Annotated in this window: 12 protein-coding genes, 1 tRNA gene and 1 pseudogene; 12 read left to right on the forward strand and 2 right to left on the reverse strand. The window is 37.9% G+C overall.

Annotation, left to right across the window (positions count from 1 at the left end; genetic code table 11):
* The first annotated feature begins 24 nt into the window (after positions 1-24).
* Positions 25-270 carry a hypothetical protein gene (locus OVA16_RS17680; RefSeq protein ID WP_267762179.1) on the forward strand — a complete coding sequence of 82 codons (246 nt, stop codon included), beginning with the start codon at positions 25-27 and terminating at the stop codon, positions 268-270.
* Positions 271-273: 3 nt separating this feature from the next.
* The gene (locus OVA16_RS17685; RefSeq protein WP_267762181.1) at positions 274-2,874 is read left to right on the forward strand and encodes an AAA-like domain-containing protein; all 2,601 of its coding nucleotides are present in this window, start codon (positions 274-276) and stop codon (positions 2,872-2,874) included.
* Positions 2,875-3,171: 297 nt separating this feature from the next.
* Here the strand turns inward: OVA16_RS17685 and OVA16_RS17690 are convergent, their stop codons facing one another.
* Complete coding sequence (locus tag OVA16_RS17690; RefSeq protein ID WP_267762183.1) at positions 3,172-3,963, reverse strand: hypothetical protein; 792 nt, start codon at positions 3,961-3,963, stop codon at positions 3,172-3,174.
* 277 nt (positions 3,964-4,240) lie between these two features.
* On the opposite strand from OVA16_RS17690, the gene OVA16_RS17695 reads away from it, so the two are divergent.
* Both OVA16_RS17695 and OVA16_RS17700 read left to right on the forward strand, forming a co-directional pair.
* Complete coding sequence (locus tag OVA16_RS17695; RefSeq protein WP_267762185.1) at positions 4,241-4,402, forward strand: hypothetical protein; 162 nt, start codon at positions 4,241-4,243, stop codon at positions 4,400-4,402.
* A pseudogene (locus OVA16_RS17700) lies at positions 4,399-5,178 on the forward strand (recombinase family protein); the annotation flags it as partial. The gene OVA16_RS17695 and the pseudogene OVA16_RS17700, both read left to right, overlap by 4 nt.
* Positions 5,179-5,920: 742 nt before the next feature.
* Here the strand turns inward: OVA16_RS17700 and OVA16_RS17705 are convergent.
* A tRNA-His gene (locus OVA16_RS17705) sits at positions 5,921-5,994 on the reverse strand.
* A gap of 580 nt (positions 5,995-6,574) precedes the next feature.
* Between OVA16_RS17705 and OVA16_RS17710 the strand changes: the two genes are divergently transcribed.
* The 8 genes from OVA16_RS17710 (at position 6,575) to OVA16_RS17745 (ending at position 17,475) form a co-directional block, all read left to right on the forward strand.
* The gene (locus OVA16_RS17710) at positions 6,575-8,737 is read left to right on the forward strand and encodes a right-handed parallel beta-helix repeat-containing protein (protein WP_267762187.1); all 2,163 of its coding nucleotides are present in this window, start codon (positions 6,575-6,577) and stop codon (positions 8,735-8,737) included.
* A 107-nt stretch (positions 8,738-8,844) separates the two neighbouring features.
* Positions 8,845-9,216, forward strand: a complete 372-nt coding sequence (locus OVA16_RS17715; RefSeq protein WP_267762188.1) for an RNA polymerase sigma factor — start codon at positions 8,845-8,847, stop codon at positions 9,214-9,216.
* Positions 9,210-9,440 carry an RNA polymerase sigma factor gene (locus tag OVA16_RS17720; protein WP_267762189.1) on the forward strand — a complete coding sequence of 77 codons (231 nt, stop codon included), beginning with the start codon at positions 9,210-9,212 and terminating at the stop codon, positions 9,438-9,440. The genes OVA16_RS17715 and OVA16_RS17720 overlap by 7 nt, the downstream gene beginning before the upstream one ends.
* Positions 9,441-9,543: 103 nt before the next feature.
* Positions 9,544-10,557 carry a dipeptide epimerase gene (locus OVA16_RS17725; RefSeq protein WP_267762190.1) on the forward strand — a complete coding sequence of 338 codons (1,014 nt, stop codon included), beginning with the start codon at positions 9,544-9,546 and terminating at the stop codon, positions 10,555-10,557.
* 10 nt (positions 10,558-10,567) lie between these two features.
* The gene (locus OVA16_RS17730; protein ID WP_267762191.1) at positions 10,568-11,812 is read left to right on the forward strand and encodes a DUF819 domain-containing protein; all 1,245 of its coding nucleotides are present in this window, start codon (positions 10,568-10,570) and stop codon (positions 11,810-11,812) included.
* 5 nt (positions 11,813-11,817) lie between these two features.
* Complete coding sequence (locus OVA16_RS17735; protein WP_267762193.1) at positions 11,818-12,834, forward strand: serine hydrolase domain-containing protein; 1,017 nt, start codon at positions 11,818-11,820, stop codon at positions 12,832-12,834.
* Between the two features lie 226 nt (positions 12,835-13,060).
* Positions 13,061-14,101: a FecR family protein gene (locus OVA16_RS17740; RefSeq protein WP_267762194.1), complete on the forward strand. Its 1,041-nt coding sequence runs from the start codon at positions 13,061-13,063 to the stop codon at positions 14,099-14,101.
* A gap of 359 nt (positions 14,102-14,460) precedes the next feature.
* Positions 14,461-17,475 carry a SusC/RagA family TonB-linked outer membrane protein gene (locus OVA16_RS17745; RefSeq protein WP_267762195.1) on the forward strand — a complete coding sequence of 1,005 codons (3,015 nt, stop codon included), beginning with the start codon at positions 14,461-14,463 and terminating at the stop codon, positions 17,473-17,475.
* Positions 17,476-17,481 lie beyond the last annotated feature (6 nt).

Consider the following 17,481-nt stretch of genomic DNA (forward strand, 5'->3'; position numbering starts at 1 on the left):
CCATTTAATCAAAAAGTATACACATTGATGAAATTTGTAAAGCTGGAAAATTGGTTAGATGAAGATTGTTCTAAACTCATTCAATTAATAGAGACACATTGTGGAATTTCTCTTTCACCACAAGCAAAACTTGATTTACTAAGAACGTCTGAAGGTTCTCCAAGATTCATTAAAAAGTTTTTTAGAAATCTAATTTTCCAAAATAACTTTTCCGAAAGTAAAATCATGGCAACAATTATAGATACAAAAACAGAATTATTTCTCAATTAAGATATGAGCAAGGTATTAAAACCCTTCACTATAATCCCCTCTGAACTTTATGTAAAAAGGGATGCAGATAGACAAGTAGAAAGCATAATTGAAGATATGGGAAGGCCTGGTTATGTACTCGTCTCGAGGCAAATGGGCAAGACTAATCTTTTATTAAATGCTAAACGAAATTTAGAAACTAATGCGGATGTTTTTATTTATATAGACTTATCTAATCCTTTCGAGAGCCTTTCTGATTGTTTTGAAAACATAATAGATACTGCTTTAGAAATTAATAGCTCCAGATTTAGTTCTCTCCATGAAAAGGTATTGGAGCAAAGAGGCAATTCAAAACATATTCCAGCTCATAAACGCCATTTAAATGAACTTAGAATGGTACTTGATTCAATCCCTGGAAAATTAATAATTATTTTGGATGAAATCGATGCACTTACGAAAACCAATTATTCAGATCAGATTTTCGCGCAAATCAGAAGTATTTATTTCTCTCGAGTAAATTATCCTGAATTAGCTCGCTTATCTTATATACTTTCTGGGGTTGTTGAACCCAAGGAAATCATTAAAGATCCTAAAATTTCACCGTTTAATATTGGCCAAAAAATTTATCTTAATGATTTTTCGTTTGAAGAATTTCGATTGTTTTTAAAACAAGCAAAACTAAATTTAGATGAAGAAATAATACAAAGAATTTTTTATTGGACTAGTGGTAACCCACGTATAACTTGGGACCTTTGTAGTGAAATTGAAGATCAATTAAATAGTGTTGGTACCAGTATAGATGGTGTAGATAAAATAGTTAGAAACTTATACTTAACGACATATGAACAGCCACCTATCGACAACATTCGAGAATTAGCCAAGAACGACCGGGAAATAAGGAATGCTCTTATTGAACTTTTTTTTAATAAGGCGCAAACTATTTCAGATAAAACGAAAAGCAAATTATATCTCTCTGGTATTATTAACTATGAAGAGTCAAAAATTGTTATTAAGAATAAGATTATTCAGGAAAGTGTAAGTTTAGACTGGATTAAATCATTGCAAAATGAAGAGAACGATCTTATTGTACAGGCTCAGGAGTTTTATAATAAGCAGAATTTCCAAGAAACACTAAATTATTTTAAACTATATCTTGAAGAAAATGAATTTGATGATGAGATAAAGAATGTTTATTATTATCAAATGGGGTATTCAGCTTACCGTCTGGCAGAGTTTGGTGAAGCGCTCAAGTATTTATCTGAGACTAACTTTGAAATTGTAGATAATGCAAAGATGTTCTATACGGTTTTGCATCTTAAGTCGATCCTTCAACATTATCTAGGCGATTTAGATTCTTGCTTAACCAATCTAAAAATAATCATTGATAGTGGTCGTACCGATGAAATTTATATTAGATCCTTATTAAACTACTGTACTTTTTCATTAGACACTGGAGATAGTTTAAAAGAACAGCAAGCATACGAAATTTATGAGGACATATTGAGCGGAAACAAAATATCTTCATCCAAACTAAGTGAAAAATCTAAAGCCGAGATCTTTTCAATTGCATATTTTAACCTTGCACAAATACAGTTTAAAACTGGCAAATTGTCGTTAGCAATTGAAAATTATGAAAGGGCCATTGAGAATTCAAGTGAAAGTGCAAAACCTGTAATAAAGTTAAAACTATCAAAAATAGTTGAAAAGGAAGTATTGGCTTTAGAATTAATAAATGACGTGATTTCATACGTCCTTGAAGAAGACAAGCCAATATTTGAGTTCGACCCCGAAGACCCAACTCGTTTTAGCATAAATGATTTCAGAGATTTAGCTTTGTTTACTTTTATAAACCATGATAATCTTTTTAGAAAATTATTACCTAAAATTAAACTAGTTGGAGCAACAGATGCCTCATTGATGTTATATGATTTTGGTTTATCGTTAACAAATTCGAAAGAAAGCCTGCCCTTAGCACATTCTTTCTTTGATAAACTTTATAAATTGACCAAACGAGACCCAATATTTAAAACTCTATCCGTTACTCAATCTGCAATATTGAAAGCTCTAGCCTATTCTGAGGATGATGAATCTAATTTGAATAATCATATTGAATACCTTAATTTAATTGTAGTGGAAAGATTCCATCAACTGGACTTTTTAGATATGGAAATATTTGTCAATGCTATTCAAGGACTTCATAAGCAGAATCGTTACGATGAGGCTCTCTATTATGCACAACTCGTCAACGCGTTAAAAACTTATGTCGCTAAGGAAGTTTGGATAAACTATTTTCCAATTTATCATCTGGAGCTAATTATTTATGCTTACAAAAACGATAGGCCAAATGTGTTTAGACGAGCCAAGGAAATCTTGGCACTTTCCGAGGACAGTGGCGTTATAAATCAGCAGAGCAACTTTCTACCGAAATTTATGCTAGATAAAATTATTCATGATGCAACAACAATTGTTTTCCCGTCAATTCCGGAACTATCAAAAGTAAAAACTCCGTCCTATTCGAAAAACGGATTAGTTAAAGTTCGTTATACCAATGGAAGAATGGTCACTGAGAAGTTTAAACGATTGGAAAAAGATATTAATTCAGGAAAATGTGTTGTAATCAATTAAATTCAATAAGATTTTATCATGAAAATGATAGCATTGCCAGTGATATTTCTGAATGAAATCTTTGTGCTAGGCTCTCTATTTACATAACTAAAAATTTTGGAAAGATAATCTAAGAGCTTACTAAGCTGATATCGAAAGCAAGGGGGACTAGTTACTGTAATTTTACCTACTTGGAGAGTTACCAGAAATTATAAAAGAGATTCTTAAAAAAATTCCTAATAATCTTTCTAGCTTTTTGCTATTAAAAGACACGGTAGCATCGAGTTGCTAACCGTGTTTGACTTAATTGTTAACCATTCAATTGGCATTTTCCGCTTCATCATCAGCTTGAGCTGCCAACTGGATAACGTAACCAACCAAAAAAGCATCAATTAACGATAAGGCATAGTCCTTGCTAATTGGTAACATATCCGGTCTTAAAAGTTGTTCGTCAATGTATTTCCCAGCATCCCATAATTTGCGTGTTTGCTCAGGATGTTCGGGTTCAATACGATTAAAAATACGCTCGAATGACCACTGAGCTTCTTTGATAAATTCTTCCCTGTACTCTTCACATATAGGGAGCGAAATGATTTGTTCGGTACATTCGTCAGGGTCGCTCGACATTGGTTCATCATTTTCCCATTCAATTTCATCTTCATCGTCTCTTGTCAGTCGATAATCTTCGTAATGAACGTCTTCTTGCCATTTTAAAAATCCTTCATTAAAGATTTGTACTTTAAAATCATCATCAAGCCTTACGTCATTCTCTGTTTCGATATTTGTGATATATTGATCCCAGTCACGCACTTCACACTTGTCCATGTTAGTGTACAATAGCACTGATAATTCAACTTTGGCTGGTGATGCCTTTAATAAGTCAGTCCATTTTTCCAGTCCGCATAATTTCGCAATCACATGCTGGGCATTTCCCAACTTGAACTTTTCTTCATTAATCTCGAAGTCATCTACGAGCAGTTCAATCTTGAAAAACTTTGGATCATACTGGTAAACTTTACGCTGCAGTTTGGGATCAAATGAAGAAGTTTGGGTTTTGAAATCTTTGTAAAGATTTTTTGCTTGGAGTTTTAAGTACTCAATAGGTGTCATAACACATTCCTGTTTAGACCCACTTTATTATCCTATGTATTTGCGTTCGTAATCTTGGTTGGATAATAAGCAGGCAGGTTTGCATTATTAAACAATTAATTGGCTGAATATTTCTTTGCACGAACGGGCTAGCTTGCCAAAAGCTTATGCAATAATAAAAATTAAATTTTTCATTGTCAATAGTTAAAGAGCATCTTCCGTCATTAGGGATATACCAAAATTACTCATTATAACCAACCCTCAATTTTCATAATTGTTCCTTTAACTCCATATTCAGATGAGGAACACATTAAATCGAGAGAGAAATATCACACCAGAAAAAGCAATGGAAATCTTATTAAAGAATGGTATAAGTATAGATAAAAAAGATGCCGAAGAGATGCTCGAACTGATGTATTTTATTGCTAAATTGATTGTCGATCAAAACTTTAAGAAATGAAAATTGCCGATTTATACATAAGAGTAAGCACTGACGAACAGGCCGACAAGGGATATTCTCAACGTGACCAAGAAGAAAGACTAAGGAAGTATTGCCAAACTGGGCACATTACCGTAAGAAAGGTAATCTATGAAGACCATTCTGCAAAAACTTTCCATCGGCCAGCTTGGGAAAAGTTATTAACCTTATTGCGTAAACAAAAGAACAAATCCGACTTGGTACTATTCACTAAATGGGACCGGTTCAGCCGTAATGCTCCTGATGCGTATAATATGATCAGTAAACTCAAATCATACGGTGTCGAACCACAGGCAATAGAACAGCCACTAGATATGTCGGTTCCTGAGAACAAAATGATGCTTGCAATCTATCTCACGGCTCCAGAAATTGAGAATGATAGAAGAGGGCTAAATACCTTTTATGGCATGAGAAGAGCAAGAAAAGAAGGCAGATGGCCTGGTCTTGCTCCTGTTGGCTACGTTAACCTGACATCGGAAAACGGAAGAAAATATATCGCTCCAGATGGCGAACAGGCAAAATTGATGGAGTGGGCGTTCAAGGAAATTGCCAAGGAAAAATATTCTAGCGAACAGATATTCAATAAAGCAGTTGAAAATGGCTTGATTTGTAGTAAGAATAATTTTCTTCGTTGTATTCGAAACCCAATCTATTGCGGAGAGATTCTTGTCCCCAAATATAAAGATGAAGAAGTCCGATTGGTAAGAGGGCTACATCAACCTATAATTTCGGCTTCGTTATTCTTTGATGTACAAGATATACTAGATGGTAAAAAAAGAACCATCAAGACGAAGATTCTTTCTGATGATAATCTTCCATTAAAAGGTTTTCTCGCATGTTCCCGTTGTGATCGAACACTCTGTGGAAGTGCTTCCAAAGGAAGGAACAATTACTATTATTATTACCACTGCTCATCTAAATGTGGATGCAGGTACAAAGCAGAATTAGTCAATAAACAGTTTGTTCAATTTTTGGATGACTATAGCTTAAATGCAAAAACTGCCGAGTTATTCAAAATGGTTATTTTGGATGAATACGCAAGTGATACCTTGGAAAACAAAGAATATAAAACCTATCTGGCCAAACAGCTTACAGAAAACAACAATAAGCTTACAAGGGCAAGAGAACTATTGTTATTAGGTGATATTGATGGAAACGATTACAAAACCTTAAAACTGGAATGTGAGGAGAATATCGTAAGAACGGAGGCAAAATTAGAAGAAATCACGAAAATGAAATATACAATAGCACAGTTAGAGCCAATCCTAAATGACGCGATTTTCACGTTAACTCGGTTATTTCCAATTTTCACCAAATCGGCCATTAATGATAAGAGAAGGCTGATTGGTTCGATGTTCCCCGAAAAATTCGATTTTGAAAGCCTACAACATCGAACCGCTTTAGTGAGTGAAACATTTCAACGTATCTACTTGATAAACAAGAAATTAGAAGGCAATAAAAAAGGGCAAAAGACTGTTAAAAATCTTTTGCCCCGTTACGGGTGGCTGATGGGGCTCGAACCCACGACCCTCGGCACCACAAACCAATACTCTAACCAACTGAGCTACAGCCACCGTGTTTTTTAGTGTCACAAAAGTACAACTTTATATATTCAAATCAAATATTTTTGAGATTGCTCTAATAAAAAATATGCAATTCGTTATTTTTCAAATATTTAATTTTAAAAAAATATGCTCTGAAGTTTATCGACAATTATTGTTAAACACTTCATTTCTGTTTTTGCTTTCATTTTTAGCTTGCATTAATGACAAGTTATTTCAGAACAAGACGGCTTTTTTATTCCTATTTTCTATAGCATTTTAAAATTAGGGAAGTTGAAAGAGGATTTTGACACTGCCATACCTATGACGTGATAGAACCATAACCAAATTATCTCCTTATTACATGACAAACAGCTCCGCATGATAAACTACAATCTATGAACCTTTCTCAACCAAAAGAGCACCACGTATATTGAACGCAGCATCAAAGAACTTACCATTTCTCATTTAGACTTCGAGCTTCTTGTTGTCGGCAATTTTGGCATACAGAAAAAAAAGTAGCAAAAGGTAGTAATAAAATGTTTGGTTGTCTTTATCACTTTAAAGTGCCGCAATGCATTATTAACATTAAAACCTAAACCAACCAAACACGATGAGAAAAATTTTACCTTTTTTTATTACTTGTCTCTTATTAATTTCCGGCCAAATTAAAGCCGAAATCTGGTATGTTAGCCCAGGTGGCTCGGGTAACGGGAAAACCAGCTGGGCAAATGCCTCAGGAAACCTTCAAAACGTAATCGATGCAGCTCAAAGTGGCGACGAGATATGGGTAGCACAAGGCACTTATATACCGACAATAAAGGCTGGAAACGGAACTGAAGACAGAGATGTTTCTTTTGTTTTGAAAAGTGGCGTGGCTATTTACGGTGGTTTTTTTGGAAATGAAGCAACTAGGGCAGCAAGAAACCCTACGCTTTACTTAACCACCCTTAATGGCGATATCAACAATACGCCAACAGACAATACAGATGACGCCTACCATGTTGTAATCTCTGTGGCTAATAACAGCGACACCATTTTAGATGGATTTACTATTGAAAAAGGCCATGCCAATGGTACAACGGGTAATATAACTGTTTCTAGTACAGTTGTACCAAGAAACTCCGGTGGTGGTATCATGTCCAGATCAAGCGATGCAAAATTTGCAAACCTGATTATCCAGAAAAACTTCTGCTATGGTGGCAATGGTGGGGGCGTCTATTCTTCACCAGGAAATCTCACGATAGCCAACACAAAAATCCTTCAGAATGAATCTAGTGTTGCCACAGGTGGCAACGGCACATCGGGCGCTATCTGGATTTCTGGAGCTTCAGGCTCGATCAACAAAATGACCTTAACTGATGTCACCATAAGTAACAATACTGCAAAGAACAACGGCGGTGCAATCTACATCAACACCTACAGTAACATTACCTTCAACAACGTGATTTTTGAGAACAACACCACCACAGCCGGACTTGGTGGTGCAATCTACATTACAGGTCTAGCAACGGCCATCAATAACGTAGATTTTAGCAAAGTGGTTTTCAAAGGCAATACTGCCACAGCAGGATCTGGAGGAGCAATATATATGGGTGCCAACTCAAACTATGTATTCAACGATGCCAGTTTTATCAAGAACGAAGCTAGACTGTCGGCTGGCGCCCTATTTCTTTTAAAAGGAGCCACAGATGCTGCTTTAACAAATCCTTTGATACGGAACACCATTTTTTACGGAAATAAAGCACAGAACACTGCTAACGGCGGCGGTGCGGCAGCAATCAGCGGTGCTAACACCAATTTAGTGAATTGTACTTTTTATGAAAATTATGCCAAATTTAGAGGAGGAGCAATTAACGTATACAGCGGTGCCTCGGTAGCAATTTATAATTCTATCCTGTTCGCTAATGTAGCTGATGATACCGGAGTTGACATCTACAATACAATTGCAGCTGGCACATTGACCAACATAGACCTTAAAAACTCGCTTACACAAGTGGCCGGAACAAATGCCCTTAACGGCAATGTAGTTGGCGCAAACCCCAACTTTTTTAACCTAGATGAAAATCATCCGTTTTTTCTTCAGCTGGATTATACAACAAGTCCAGCTGTAAATACTGGTTTAAATGCACACTTTACCGATGCGCTAACCAGTAAAGATAGAGCTGGTTACGACCGTATCTATGGAGGCACTATAGACATGGGCGCTTACGAAAGCAACCCTGTGGTTTTGCCAGTTACCCTAGACAGATACGAAGCAAAGCTACTGGATGGCGTAGTGAAACTTACCTGGACTACCCTTTCTGAACGACATAACGATTATTTTTTGATCGAAAAAAGTGCCGATGGAAAAACATTTGAGACCCTACAAAAAATACCTGCAAAAGGCAACGGCGCAAGTACACAACTATACACCGCACAAGACACGAAACCTTATAGCCCTTATACCTATTACCAACTTAAACAGGTAGATTTAGACGGCACTACGAAAAATTATGATGTGCTACGTGTGAAAACACCGATATTGACAAGTAACAAAGTGAATGTTTATCCAAATCCGGTTACAGCCAACCAACTTAACTTCGCTACCGCCAACAAATCTTTCACAAATGCTAAAATTGTAAACCTATATGGGCAGGTTGTGAAAGAGTTTACCATCAATACCCAAAACAACAGCAGCGTGGCGCTGGATATTACGGGTCTTTCGCCAAACATTTATTTCTTGCAGTTGCTAGGAAACAGCCAAAAAGAAACGGTAAAATTTCAAAAACTATAAGCATAACAAAAAAATGACATGATAAATATGCCCTTAAATAATATTTTAAGGCATATTTTATCTTATTTTCACAATACATTCTTCCCAAAAAATTTGAAATGAGCCACATGATACAAGAATCAGAAATATGGGAAAAGTTTAAATCGGGGCATACCAGTTCTTTTGAATGGATTTACGATCGTTATTCTAAAGAGTTGTTTAAATACGGTTGTGGTTTTTCGTTCGATCAGGATCTGGTAGAAGACTGCATTCAAGAGCTTTTTACCAGCTTATGGCAAAAGAGAAAGGGTTTAGGCCCAACTACTTCTATCAAATTCTATTTGCTTGGCAGCCTGCGTAGAATGTTGGTAAGAAAAACATCTCAAAGCAAAAAGAGAGCACTCAACGAAATCGAATTTTACGACGCTTTTCAGCATCAGTCATCTCCAGAAAGTATTTTTATACTCGAAGAGGAAGACGGAATCTGCAATATTTGCTGATAACGGCCCTAAATAGTCTTTCTTTTAGGCAACGTGAAGTAATGTACCTACGCTACTATCAAGACATGTCTTTCGATGAGATTTCACAAATCATGGAAATTCCAAAGAAAACAGCCTATAATATTGTATTTATTGCTTTAGATGTGCTAAAGAAAAAACTGAACCTTTCTTCTGCAAAACTGCTCTCGCTTTTGGCTACCCTATTACTAAACCACACAAATTAACGGTTGATATTTTAATCTGCTAAACAAACCCACAAACTATTAAAACGTACCAGCTCATTCAACTTTGCTAGACGCTAAAACAATTTACAATATACACACTTCAATGAAACTTAGTTTTAAGAACTTAGAACTGTCGCTCGAATATCCTTTCGGAATAGCGAGTTACACCCGTACTTCGCACCCCATAGTGAGCATAAGCATCACACAAAACGGAATGGTTGGCTACGGAGAGGCATCAATGGCCAAGTACCTTGGCGAAACGCAGGAAAGCGTGGGCAACTTCCTTAAAAAAGTAGATCTTTCAAATTTCTGCGCTCAAAACTCGATAGAATCGATAATGACTTATGTAGAAGAACTTGCGCCCAATAATACTGCGGCTAAAACCGCAATAGATATTGCACTTCACGACCTAAGAGGAAAACTTCTGGGTGTACCATGCTACCAGTTCGTCCAAGCCGACCCCAAAAACATGCCTGTTACCTCGCTAACCATTGGTATTGATAACCTAGATATGATTAGAAAAAAGGTAAGGGGCGCAGCAGGTTTCAAGGCGCTAAAAATCAAATTGGGCAGCCATCAGGATAAAGAAATCATCAATACGGTAAGAGAAGAAACAGAGGTACCCTTGTACATAGATGCAAACCAAGGCTGGACAGACAAACATGAGGCTTTAGAAATGATCCACTGGTTGGCAGAGAAAGGCACTGAATTTATAGAACAGCCAATGGATAGGAATAATCGTGACGACAATGCCTGGATTACAGCTCATAGCCCCATCCCCATCATTGCCGATGAAGCAATGCAACGTTTATCCGATCTTGAAAATCTCAAAGGCCTGTACCATGGCATCAACATTAAGCTAATGAAATGTACAGGTTTATTGGAAGCCTCAAAAATCATCAGCAGCGCTAGAGCCCTAGACCTCAAAATCATGGTGGGCTGTATGTCAGAAACTTCCTGTGGTATTATGGCTGGAGCGGCAATTGCGCCACTTTGCGACTGGGCAGACCTAGACGGCCCGTGGTTAATTACCAATAATCCATTTGAAAAACCAATGCTGGTAGACGGCAAAATACAACTTAAAAATCAAGCTGGCTTAGGCCTTACACTCCTATAAACCTTTATTTATGTCTGAACCAATGATAACCAATGACGCAGTAGTTTTAGGAATTTTAGTGGTAATTATTGCCTTTGTATTTACCACTTCTTCTGGAAACAGCAGCTTTTTTAAAAAATTCTACACCGTTATTCCTTCAGTTTTACTTTGTTATTTTATACCAGGATTACTGAACACTTTCGGTGTGATTTCTGGCGAACAATCTAAGCTATATAGCGTAATGTCGCGTTATTTACTGCCAGCCAGTTTGGTGTTATTTACCATTAGCCTTGATTTTAAGGAAATTTGGAAACTGAGAAACAAAGCTGGAGTGATATTCCTCACGGCATGTATCAGCGTTATTATTGGCGGCCCCATCTCTATGTGGATTTTTTCGTTGATCTCTCCAGACACCTTAAAAGGCGAAGGCAGTGATGAGGTTTGGCGAGGATTGTCTACCATTGCCGGCTCTTGGATTGGCGGCGGAGCTAACCAGGCTGCCATGTACGAAACCTTTAAACCTAGTGCCAAACTTTATTCTTCGATGATTACCATCGACGTGATCATTGCGAACATTTGGATGGCAGTATTATTATATGGAGCCACAATAACCAAAAAGATAGATCGGTTTTTAAAGTCCGACAACTCGGCAATAGACGAACTGAAACTAAAGATAGAGCGGTACCAGCTAGATAACATGCGTATACCAAGCACAACCGATATCGTGCTTATTTTAGCCGTAGGCCTAGGTGTAACGGGTTTTGCTCATTTTCTGTCAGAGCTAATTGTACCGTGGGTAAAACTAAATGCGCCTTATTTAGAAAAATTCAGTTTAACCTCAGATTTCTTTTGGATGGTTGCCTTGGCCACCATGATGGGTATTTTATTATCGTTTACCAAATTAAGAAACCTGGAGGGAGCTGGAGCATCTCGCATCGCAACGGTTTTCCTTTACATTTTAATTGCCAGCATTGGTATGCGTATGGATGTTTTCTCCATATTCGACAGTCCGGGGCTATTGTTTTTATGCTTCATCTGGATCATTATTCATGGAATATGCTTATTGGTTATCGCCAAGTTAACCAAAACCCCATTTTTCTTTGTAGCCGTGAATAGTCAGGCTGTAATTGGCGGGGCTGCCTCTGCCCCTATTGTTGCTAGCGCATTTTACCCATCATTAGCTCCTGTAGGTGTATTAATGGCGATTTTAGGCTATGCCACTGGCACTTACGGTGCCTACCTATGTGGGCTATTGATGCAAATGATTCCTCATTAACAAATATGATGTATAGCATTGGAAGATTTCTGAACTTAAAACTGCTATTCGCTATTACGATGGCTATGGCAGTTTTTACGTCTTGCAGCAAAAAAAACACTGCTATCAAAGAAACAGTAGTGATTGAGCCTGTGCCAAGCACTCAGTTTTCGAACAATGCCTTAGCGTCTGATTTAGATAGGCTAATTGATTCTATTTTTAGGCCGCTGATGCTCAAAAGTAGCAGCGTAGGTTTAAGTATCGGAATTTTAAAAAATGGTACAGCTTCTTTTTATGGCTACGGCACCATCGCAAAAAACAGCAAACAATTGCCAAACGAAAACACCGCATTCGAAATTGGATCTATCTCTAAAACTTTTACGGCAGCCATGATTGTTAAATTTCTTCAAGAAAAAGGATTGACGATAGAAGCACCCATTGGCAGGTTTTTACCAAAAGATATACCAGTGCTTCAATTAAATGGCGAAGAAATAAAGTTTAAGCATTTGCTCAACCACACTTCTGGGATACCACGCCTACCTGACGATATTGGTGTTGGCACCAACGCAGTGGATCCATACGCTATTTATGATACCTTAAGGCTTTACAGTTACTTAAAAACAGCCATACCATTAAGCACACCAGGACGAACCTATCTATACTCTAATTTGGGATTTGGCATACTCAGTACCATTTTGGAGAGAAACACGCAGATATCATTCGCAGAAAAATTGATTACCGACCTGAGCGAACCCTTAGCTTTATCGAGAACCAGATCTAAAATAACAGAATACAGCAGTAACCTCTCTTACGGCTATGACGACAGGGGCTACCAAACTCCCTATTGGGACGGAAATGATAAAGGTGCATTTAAAGGTGCCGGATCTATCTACTCAACTGCTTATGATTTAATTAGATACGCTAAAGAATATATAGCACCAACCAACAGTAACATTACGCCATTATTTACACAATGCGAGCAACAGACTTTCATATCTGGCAACACACGTGTAGGCCTGGCATGGAACCTAAAAAAACTATAACAATATCCCCTGTCTTTATCACAATGGTGCAACCAGCGGCTACGGAGCTTACTTAGTAATTAGCAAGGCCAAAGGAATTGCCATTATTACGCTGATGAACAATACAGACGAAGACATTTACCGAAGAACAGAATTTTTAGCACTGAGACTGATCAGATAAATAAAATGAGAAATTGGGTAGTAATTTAACAACCGGCTGCCTTTTAATATTTAAAACGCCATCAACATGGATTACAGAGATTATAAAACTTTAGATTTTGCAACAGATGATTATTTCATTACCTGGGTTAAAACCCCAGATGAACAGAATAATGATTTCTGGAACAGCTTTTTAAAGGAAAACGAACATAAAGCCGCAGAAGTGAAACAAGCCAAGCGCCTTATCTTAGCAATGAACACCAAGCCTATTACCTGGGACCTGAACAGACAGGCCATGCTTAAAAAAAGGGTAATGGCCAATGTGAATGCGCAGACTAACCGGAGCAATTTTTCTTTAAAACGAACCATTTTAAGAAGAGTAGCTATCGTTGCTTCTGCTTGTACAGCTGTAGCCGCTTGTTTTTTGATAAGTATTCCAGTATTTTCTGAACAGGCAACCTTTAAAACTGGAAAAAACCAAACTAAAGAAATTGTACTTCCAGATGGTTCTAGCGTGGTAATGAATGCGAATACTAGTTTATCGTACCAAAGAAATTGGTGGAGCAGCAAAAGAAACACAGAATTGAACGGCGAAGCATTTTTTAAGGTTAAACACGATGACCACTCGGTTTTTACAGTACATTATGGCAAGCTATACGCAAAGGTTTTGGGTACTTCTTTCAATATTAAAGCATATAACGATTTGAGCGAAGCTCGTGTGACAGTAATTAGTGGAAAGGTGGAAGTTGGCGATATGAATGGAAAATTTGACCTGATTACTCCTAATAAAGAGAATATCTATCAGAAGAAAACAGACAAACATTTAACAAGACTGGTAGATGCCCAAAAAGTAGCCAACTGGAGCAGCAACGAAATTAACCTCTTTGATGTGCCTTTCTCTGAAATGATTTTTACCTTGGAAAATTTATATAACGTAAAAATCGATTGTCCGCAAAGTATTTTGGATGCAGCAGACCATACAACAATCCACTTCAAAAAAACCGACAAGATTGAAAATGCGCTGGGCATCATCTGCCTCATCCACAATCTCGATTACAAAATCAATAAACCAAACCATATTACCCTATCGGTATTTAAACCAAAACAACAACCATCTCCTTTACCTTAAATTATAAACGATGAAAAATTACTAGCACAAATAAGCAGAAACAATTTCCAACTTACATTAACCACCAAGCAAGCCTAAACATGTTTATTCGTAAAACAGGTAAAGAAAACTACTTTACCAGCTCATTTATTGTCCTTTTTTTTGCCATACTTGTTCTTAGTAATATGTTACTGGCCAATTTAGCCAAAGCTCAGGGGCTAGAAACCAGATTAAATATTACCATAAAGAAAAGTTAGCTGAAAGAAGCACTCGCTAGTATAGCGCAAACTGCCGGCGTAAAGTTTTCGTACAATTCTACCGATTTGAACAAATACAATACGGTAGCAAAAACGTACGCCAATCAAACCCTTAATCAGATCTTGAACCAATTGTTAGCTAATACCGATCTGATCCATCAGCAAACCAAAAGCTCTATTGTGATCTTTAAAAAAGGCAACAAAACGGTTTCTTTGTTACCCAACACCCAAGACCAGATAGTGGTAAATGGAAAAGTTTCTGACAGAGCAGGTCCAATGCAAAGTGTAATGGTAAAAGAAGAGGGCCTTTCCAATGCAGTTGCCACAAATGCCGAAGGTGGGTTTAGCATAAAAACTAGACCTAACGCTACGCTAGTATTTACTTTTATTGGCTATGTAACACAAAGAATAAAGGTTGTAGAAGGCAAATTTCTTGACATTAAAATGCTTGCCGATAGCAAAGTGCTTGATGAAGTGATGGTGGTAGGCTATGGCACTAAAAAGAAAGCTGCTTTTACTGGAGCGGCCACAACCTTAGATACCAATGTGCTGTCTAACTCGCCAAGGGCAAGTTTCGCAGAAAGCTTTCAGGGTAATGTACCTGGCGTAATGAGCGTGAGCGGCGACGGTGTCTTGGGGAGCGCATCAGACGTAACGATTAGAGGTTTGGGCTCATATTCTGCAAGCAATGCCCCTTTGTATGTGATAGATGGTGTACCTATTATCAACGCTGATGTGTCTGGCTATAATACCAGCACTTTATCTGCGGTAAACAGTGAAGATATCGAATCTATAACCATATTAAAAGATGCCTCTGCTACTTCTATCTATGGATCAAGGGGTGCCAACGGTGTTATCATTATTACCACTAAACAAGGCAGACCTGGCAAAACTACATTTACAGCAACAGCACAGGGTGGGGTAAACCAATATACTATCCCTGAAAGTTCTAGACCGCTAAATACCACCGAAATGTTGCAGCTATTAAGGGAAGGATGGAACAATAGCGGACGTAATCCGGGCGGATTTGCCCAAGCAGTAGCCGATGCTGGAATAGATTACACTGTTAGCACCGATTGGTTAAAACAGGTCATGCAAATTGGAAATTTCCAACGCTATAACATTTCGGTAAATGGCGGTAACGACCGAACCAAGTTTTTTTCCTCCTTTGGTCTATACAATTCTGAAGGTGCGCAGAAAGGTGTAGACTATAATCGTTTTAACGGCCGTTTAAATATTGAAAACAAGGCAACCGATAAATTAACCTTTACAGGCAGTATTTCTGGCGCTTATCAAGTAACTAACTCTACATTGAGAAGTGGTTTGGCCGCCAACCCTACCCGTTCTTCGTTTAGGTTGCAACCTTGGTTAAAAGTAAGGAATGATGATGACTCCTACGATCTTAGCTATTATATCTCTGGTTTCAATCCTGTGGCCATTATCGAAAACAACATTTACAGGGCCAACACACTTTCTGCGCTAGGAAGTGTTGGCGCAACTTATAAGATTATCCCCGAGCTTACCTTCGAAAGCAAGGCATCTGCCGAATTTATCTACTCGGACCGGAAGCTTTTTTATGCTCCTGGTTTCGGCGATGGATTAAATGTAAACGGACGAGGCGTTTTTGGCACAACCAAACATATCAATTGGTCGGCTACTAATATTTTAAGGTATACAAAGAGGTTTAATCAAAAACATGACCTTAATGCTTATGTAGGTTACGAGGCGCAGAAAGTATCGAGAACATTTGGAGACGCAACTGCCACTAATTTTTTACCGAACACCAATACACTGGCCAACGCTTCGGTATTAACTTCTATCACTTCTGGCGAAGCTGAAAATGCTTTAAACTCAGTTTTTCTAAACTCCAGCTATTCTTTCGATAACAAATATTATATCGATGCATCGGTAAGAAGGGATGGTTCTTCTAGATTTGGCAGGCAAAACAGATTCTCTAATTTCTGGTCTGCAGGTTTAGCCTGGAACATTTTACAAGAAAAATTTCTGCGTAATTCTAGACTATTTAACCAGTTAAAAATACGTAGCAGCTACGGCACTAGCGGGAACCAAGAAATTGGCGATTTTGTAGCCCTACCCCTATACACCTCAGGCAATGATTACAACGGCCAGCCAGGCTACGCATTTTCGCAATATGAAAACCCAATGCTTACTTGGGAATCGGCCAAACAATTTGATGTGGGAATGGAGTTTAAGATCTTAAAAAGCAGAATCTCGGGTACCATAGATTATTTTGTAAGGCGAACTGATGGTCTTTTGTATAATCTTCCGATTTCTTCTACCAATGGCACCACCACGTTTACGGATAACCTTGGCGAAATTAAAAACTCGGGTTTTGAAGTGGACTTGAACTTCTTGAACATCAAACCAGCTAATGCTAATGGACTTTCTTGGCGTACCAATGTCAATTTTACCACCTTTAAAAATAGGATTTTAAGGTTAGAAACCTCTTTCGAAGATCAGGAACTGGCTCTAAATTCTTTTACATTGGCAACCTATGCAGGTGTAGATCCACTAAATGGAGAATCTTTATGGTACACCAATTCGAGCAGAACCGCTACCACTAACGATTGGTCTAGGGCAGGTAGATCTGTACAAGGCACAGCACTTCCAAAATTTTATGGTGGCCTTACCAATACATTTTCTCTTAAGCGTTTTACTTTTAGTTTCTTAATTTATTACAATTTTGGCAATAAAGTACTAGAAACCTACGGACCAACCATCAATACAGATGGCTCTGTAGGTTTTGGCGATGTAGGCGCAATGACCCGTTATACCTACAACAACCGCTGGCAAAAACCCGGCGATGTTACCGATGTACCTAAAATAGTGTTCTTAGGTAGCCAAAGTGGTCTCTCGAACCAAACCTCCACACGTTTTCTATACAATGGTGGATTTGTGAGGCTAAGGGACGTGCAGTTCAGTTATCTCTTTCCAACCGACCTTAGCAAAAAACTGAAAGTATCAAGAATTAGCACCTTTATTAAAGCCAACAATCTGCTTACCTGGAAAGAAGATAAGCGCCTACAGTTTGACCCACAGGTTTCTACTTCGGGACAGTTGGATTTTAAGCCACCGGTATTCAGAACCTTAACTTTAGGCATTACCATACAACCTTAAATTTTT

The organism is Pedobacter sp. SL55, assembly GCF_026625705.1.
GTDB lineage: Bacteria > Bacteroidota > Bacteroidia > Sphingobacteriales > Sphingobacteriaceae > Pedobacter.

Coding starts and splice junctions, on each gene's coding strand:
- OVA16_RS17685 (WP_267762181.1), top strand. CDS start 274: ATGAGCAAGGTATTAAAACCCTTCACTATAATCCCCTCTGAACTTTAT.
- OVA16_RS17690 (WP_267762183.1), bottom strand. CDS start 3,963: ATGACACCTATTGAGTACTTAAAACTCCAAGCAAAAAATCTTTACAAA.
- OVA16_RS17695 (WP_267762185.1), top strand. CDS start 4,241: ATGAGGAACACATTAAATCGAGAGAGAAATATCACACCAGAAAAAGCA.
- OVA16_RS17710 (WP_267762187.1), top strand. CDS start 6,575: ATGAGAAAAATTTTACCTTTTTTTATTACTTGTCTCTTATTAATTTCC.
- OVA16_RS17715 (WP_267762188.1), top strand. CDS start 8,845: ATGATACAAGAATCAGAAATATGGGAAAAGTTTAAATCGGGGCATACC.
- OVA16_RS17725 (WP_267762190.1), top strand. CDS start 9,544: ATGAAACTTAGTTTTAAGAACTTAGAACTGTCGCTCGAATATCCTTTC.
- OVA16_RS17730 (WP_267762191.1), top strand. CDS start 10,568: ATGTCTGAACCAATGATAACCAATGACGCAGTAGTTTTAGGAATTTTA.
- OVA16_RS17735 (WP_267762193.1), top strand. CDS start 11,818: ATGATGTATAGCATTGGAAGATTTCTGAACTTAAAACTGCTATTCGCT.
- OVA16_RS17740 (WP_267762194.1), top strand. CDS start 13,061: ATGGATTACAGAGATTATAAAACTTTAGATTTTGCAACAGATGATTAT.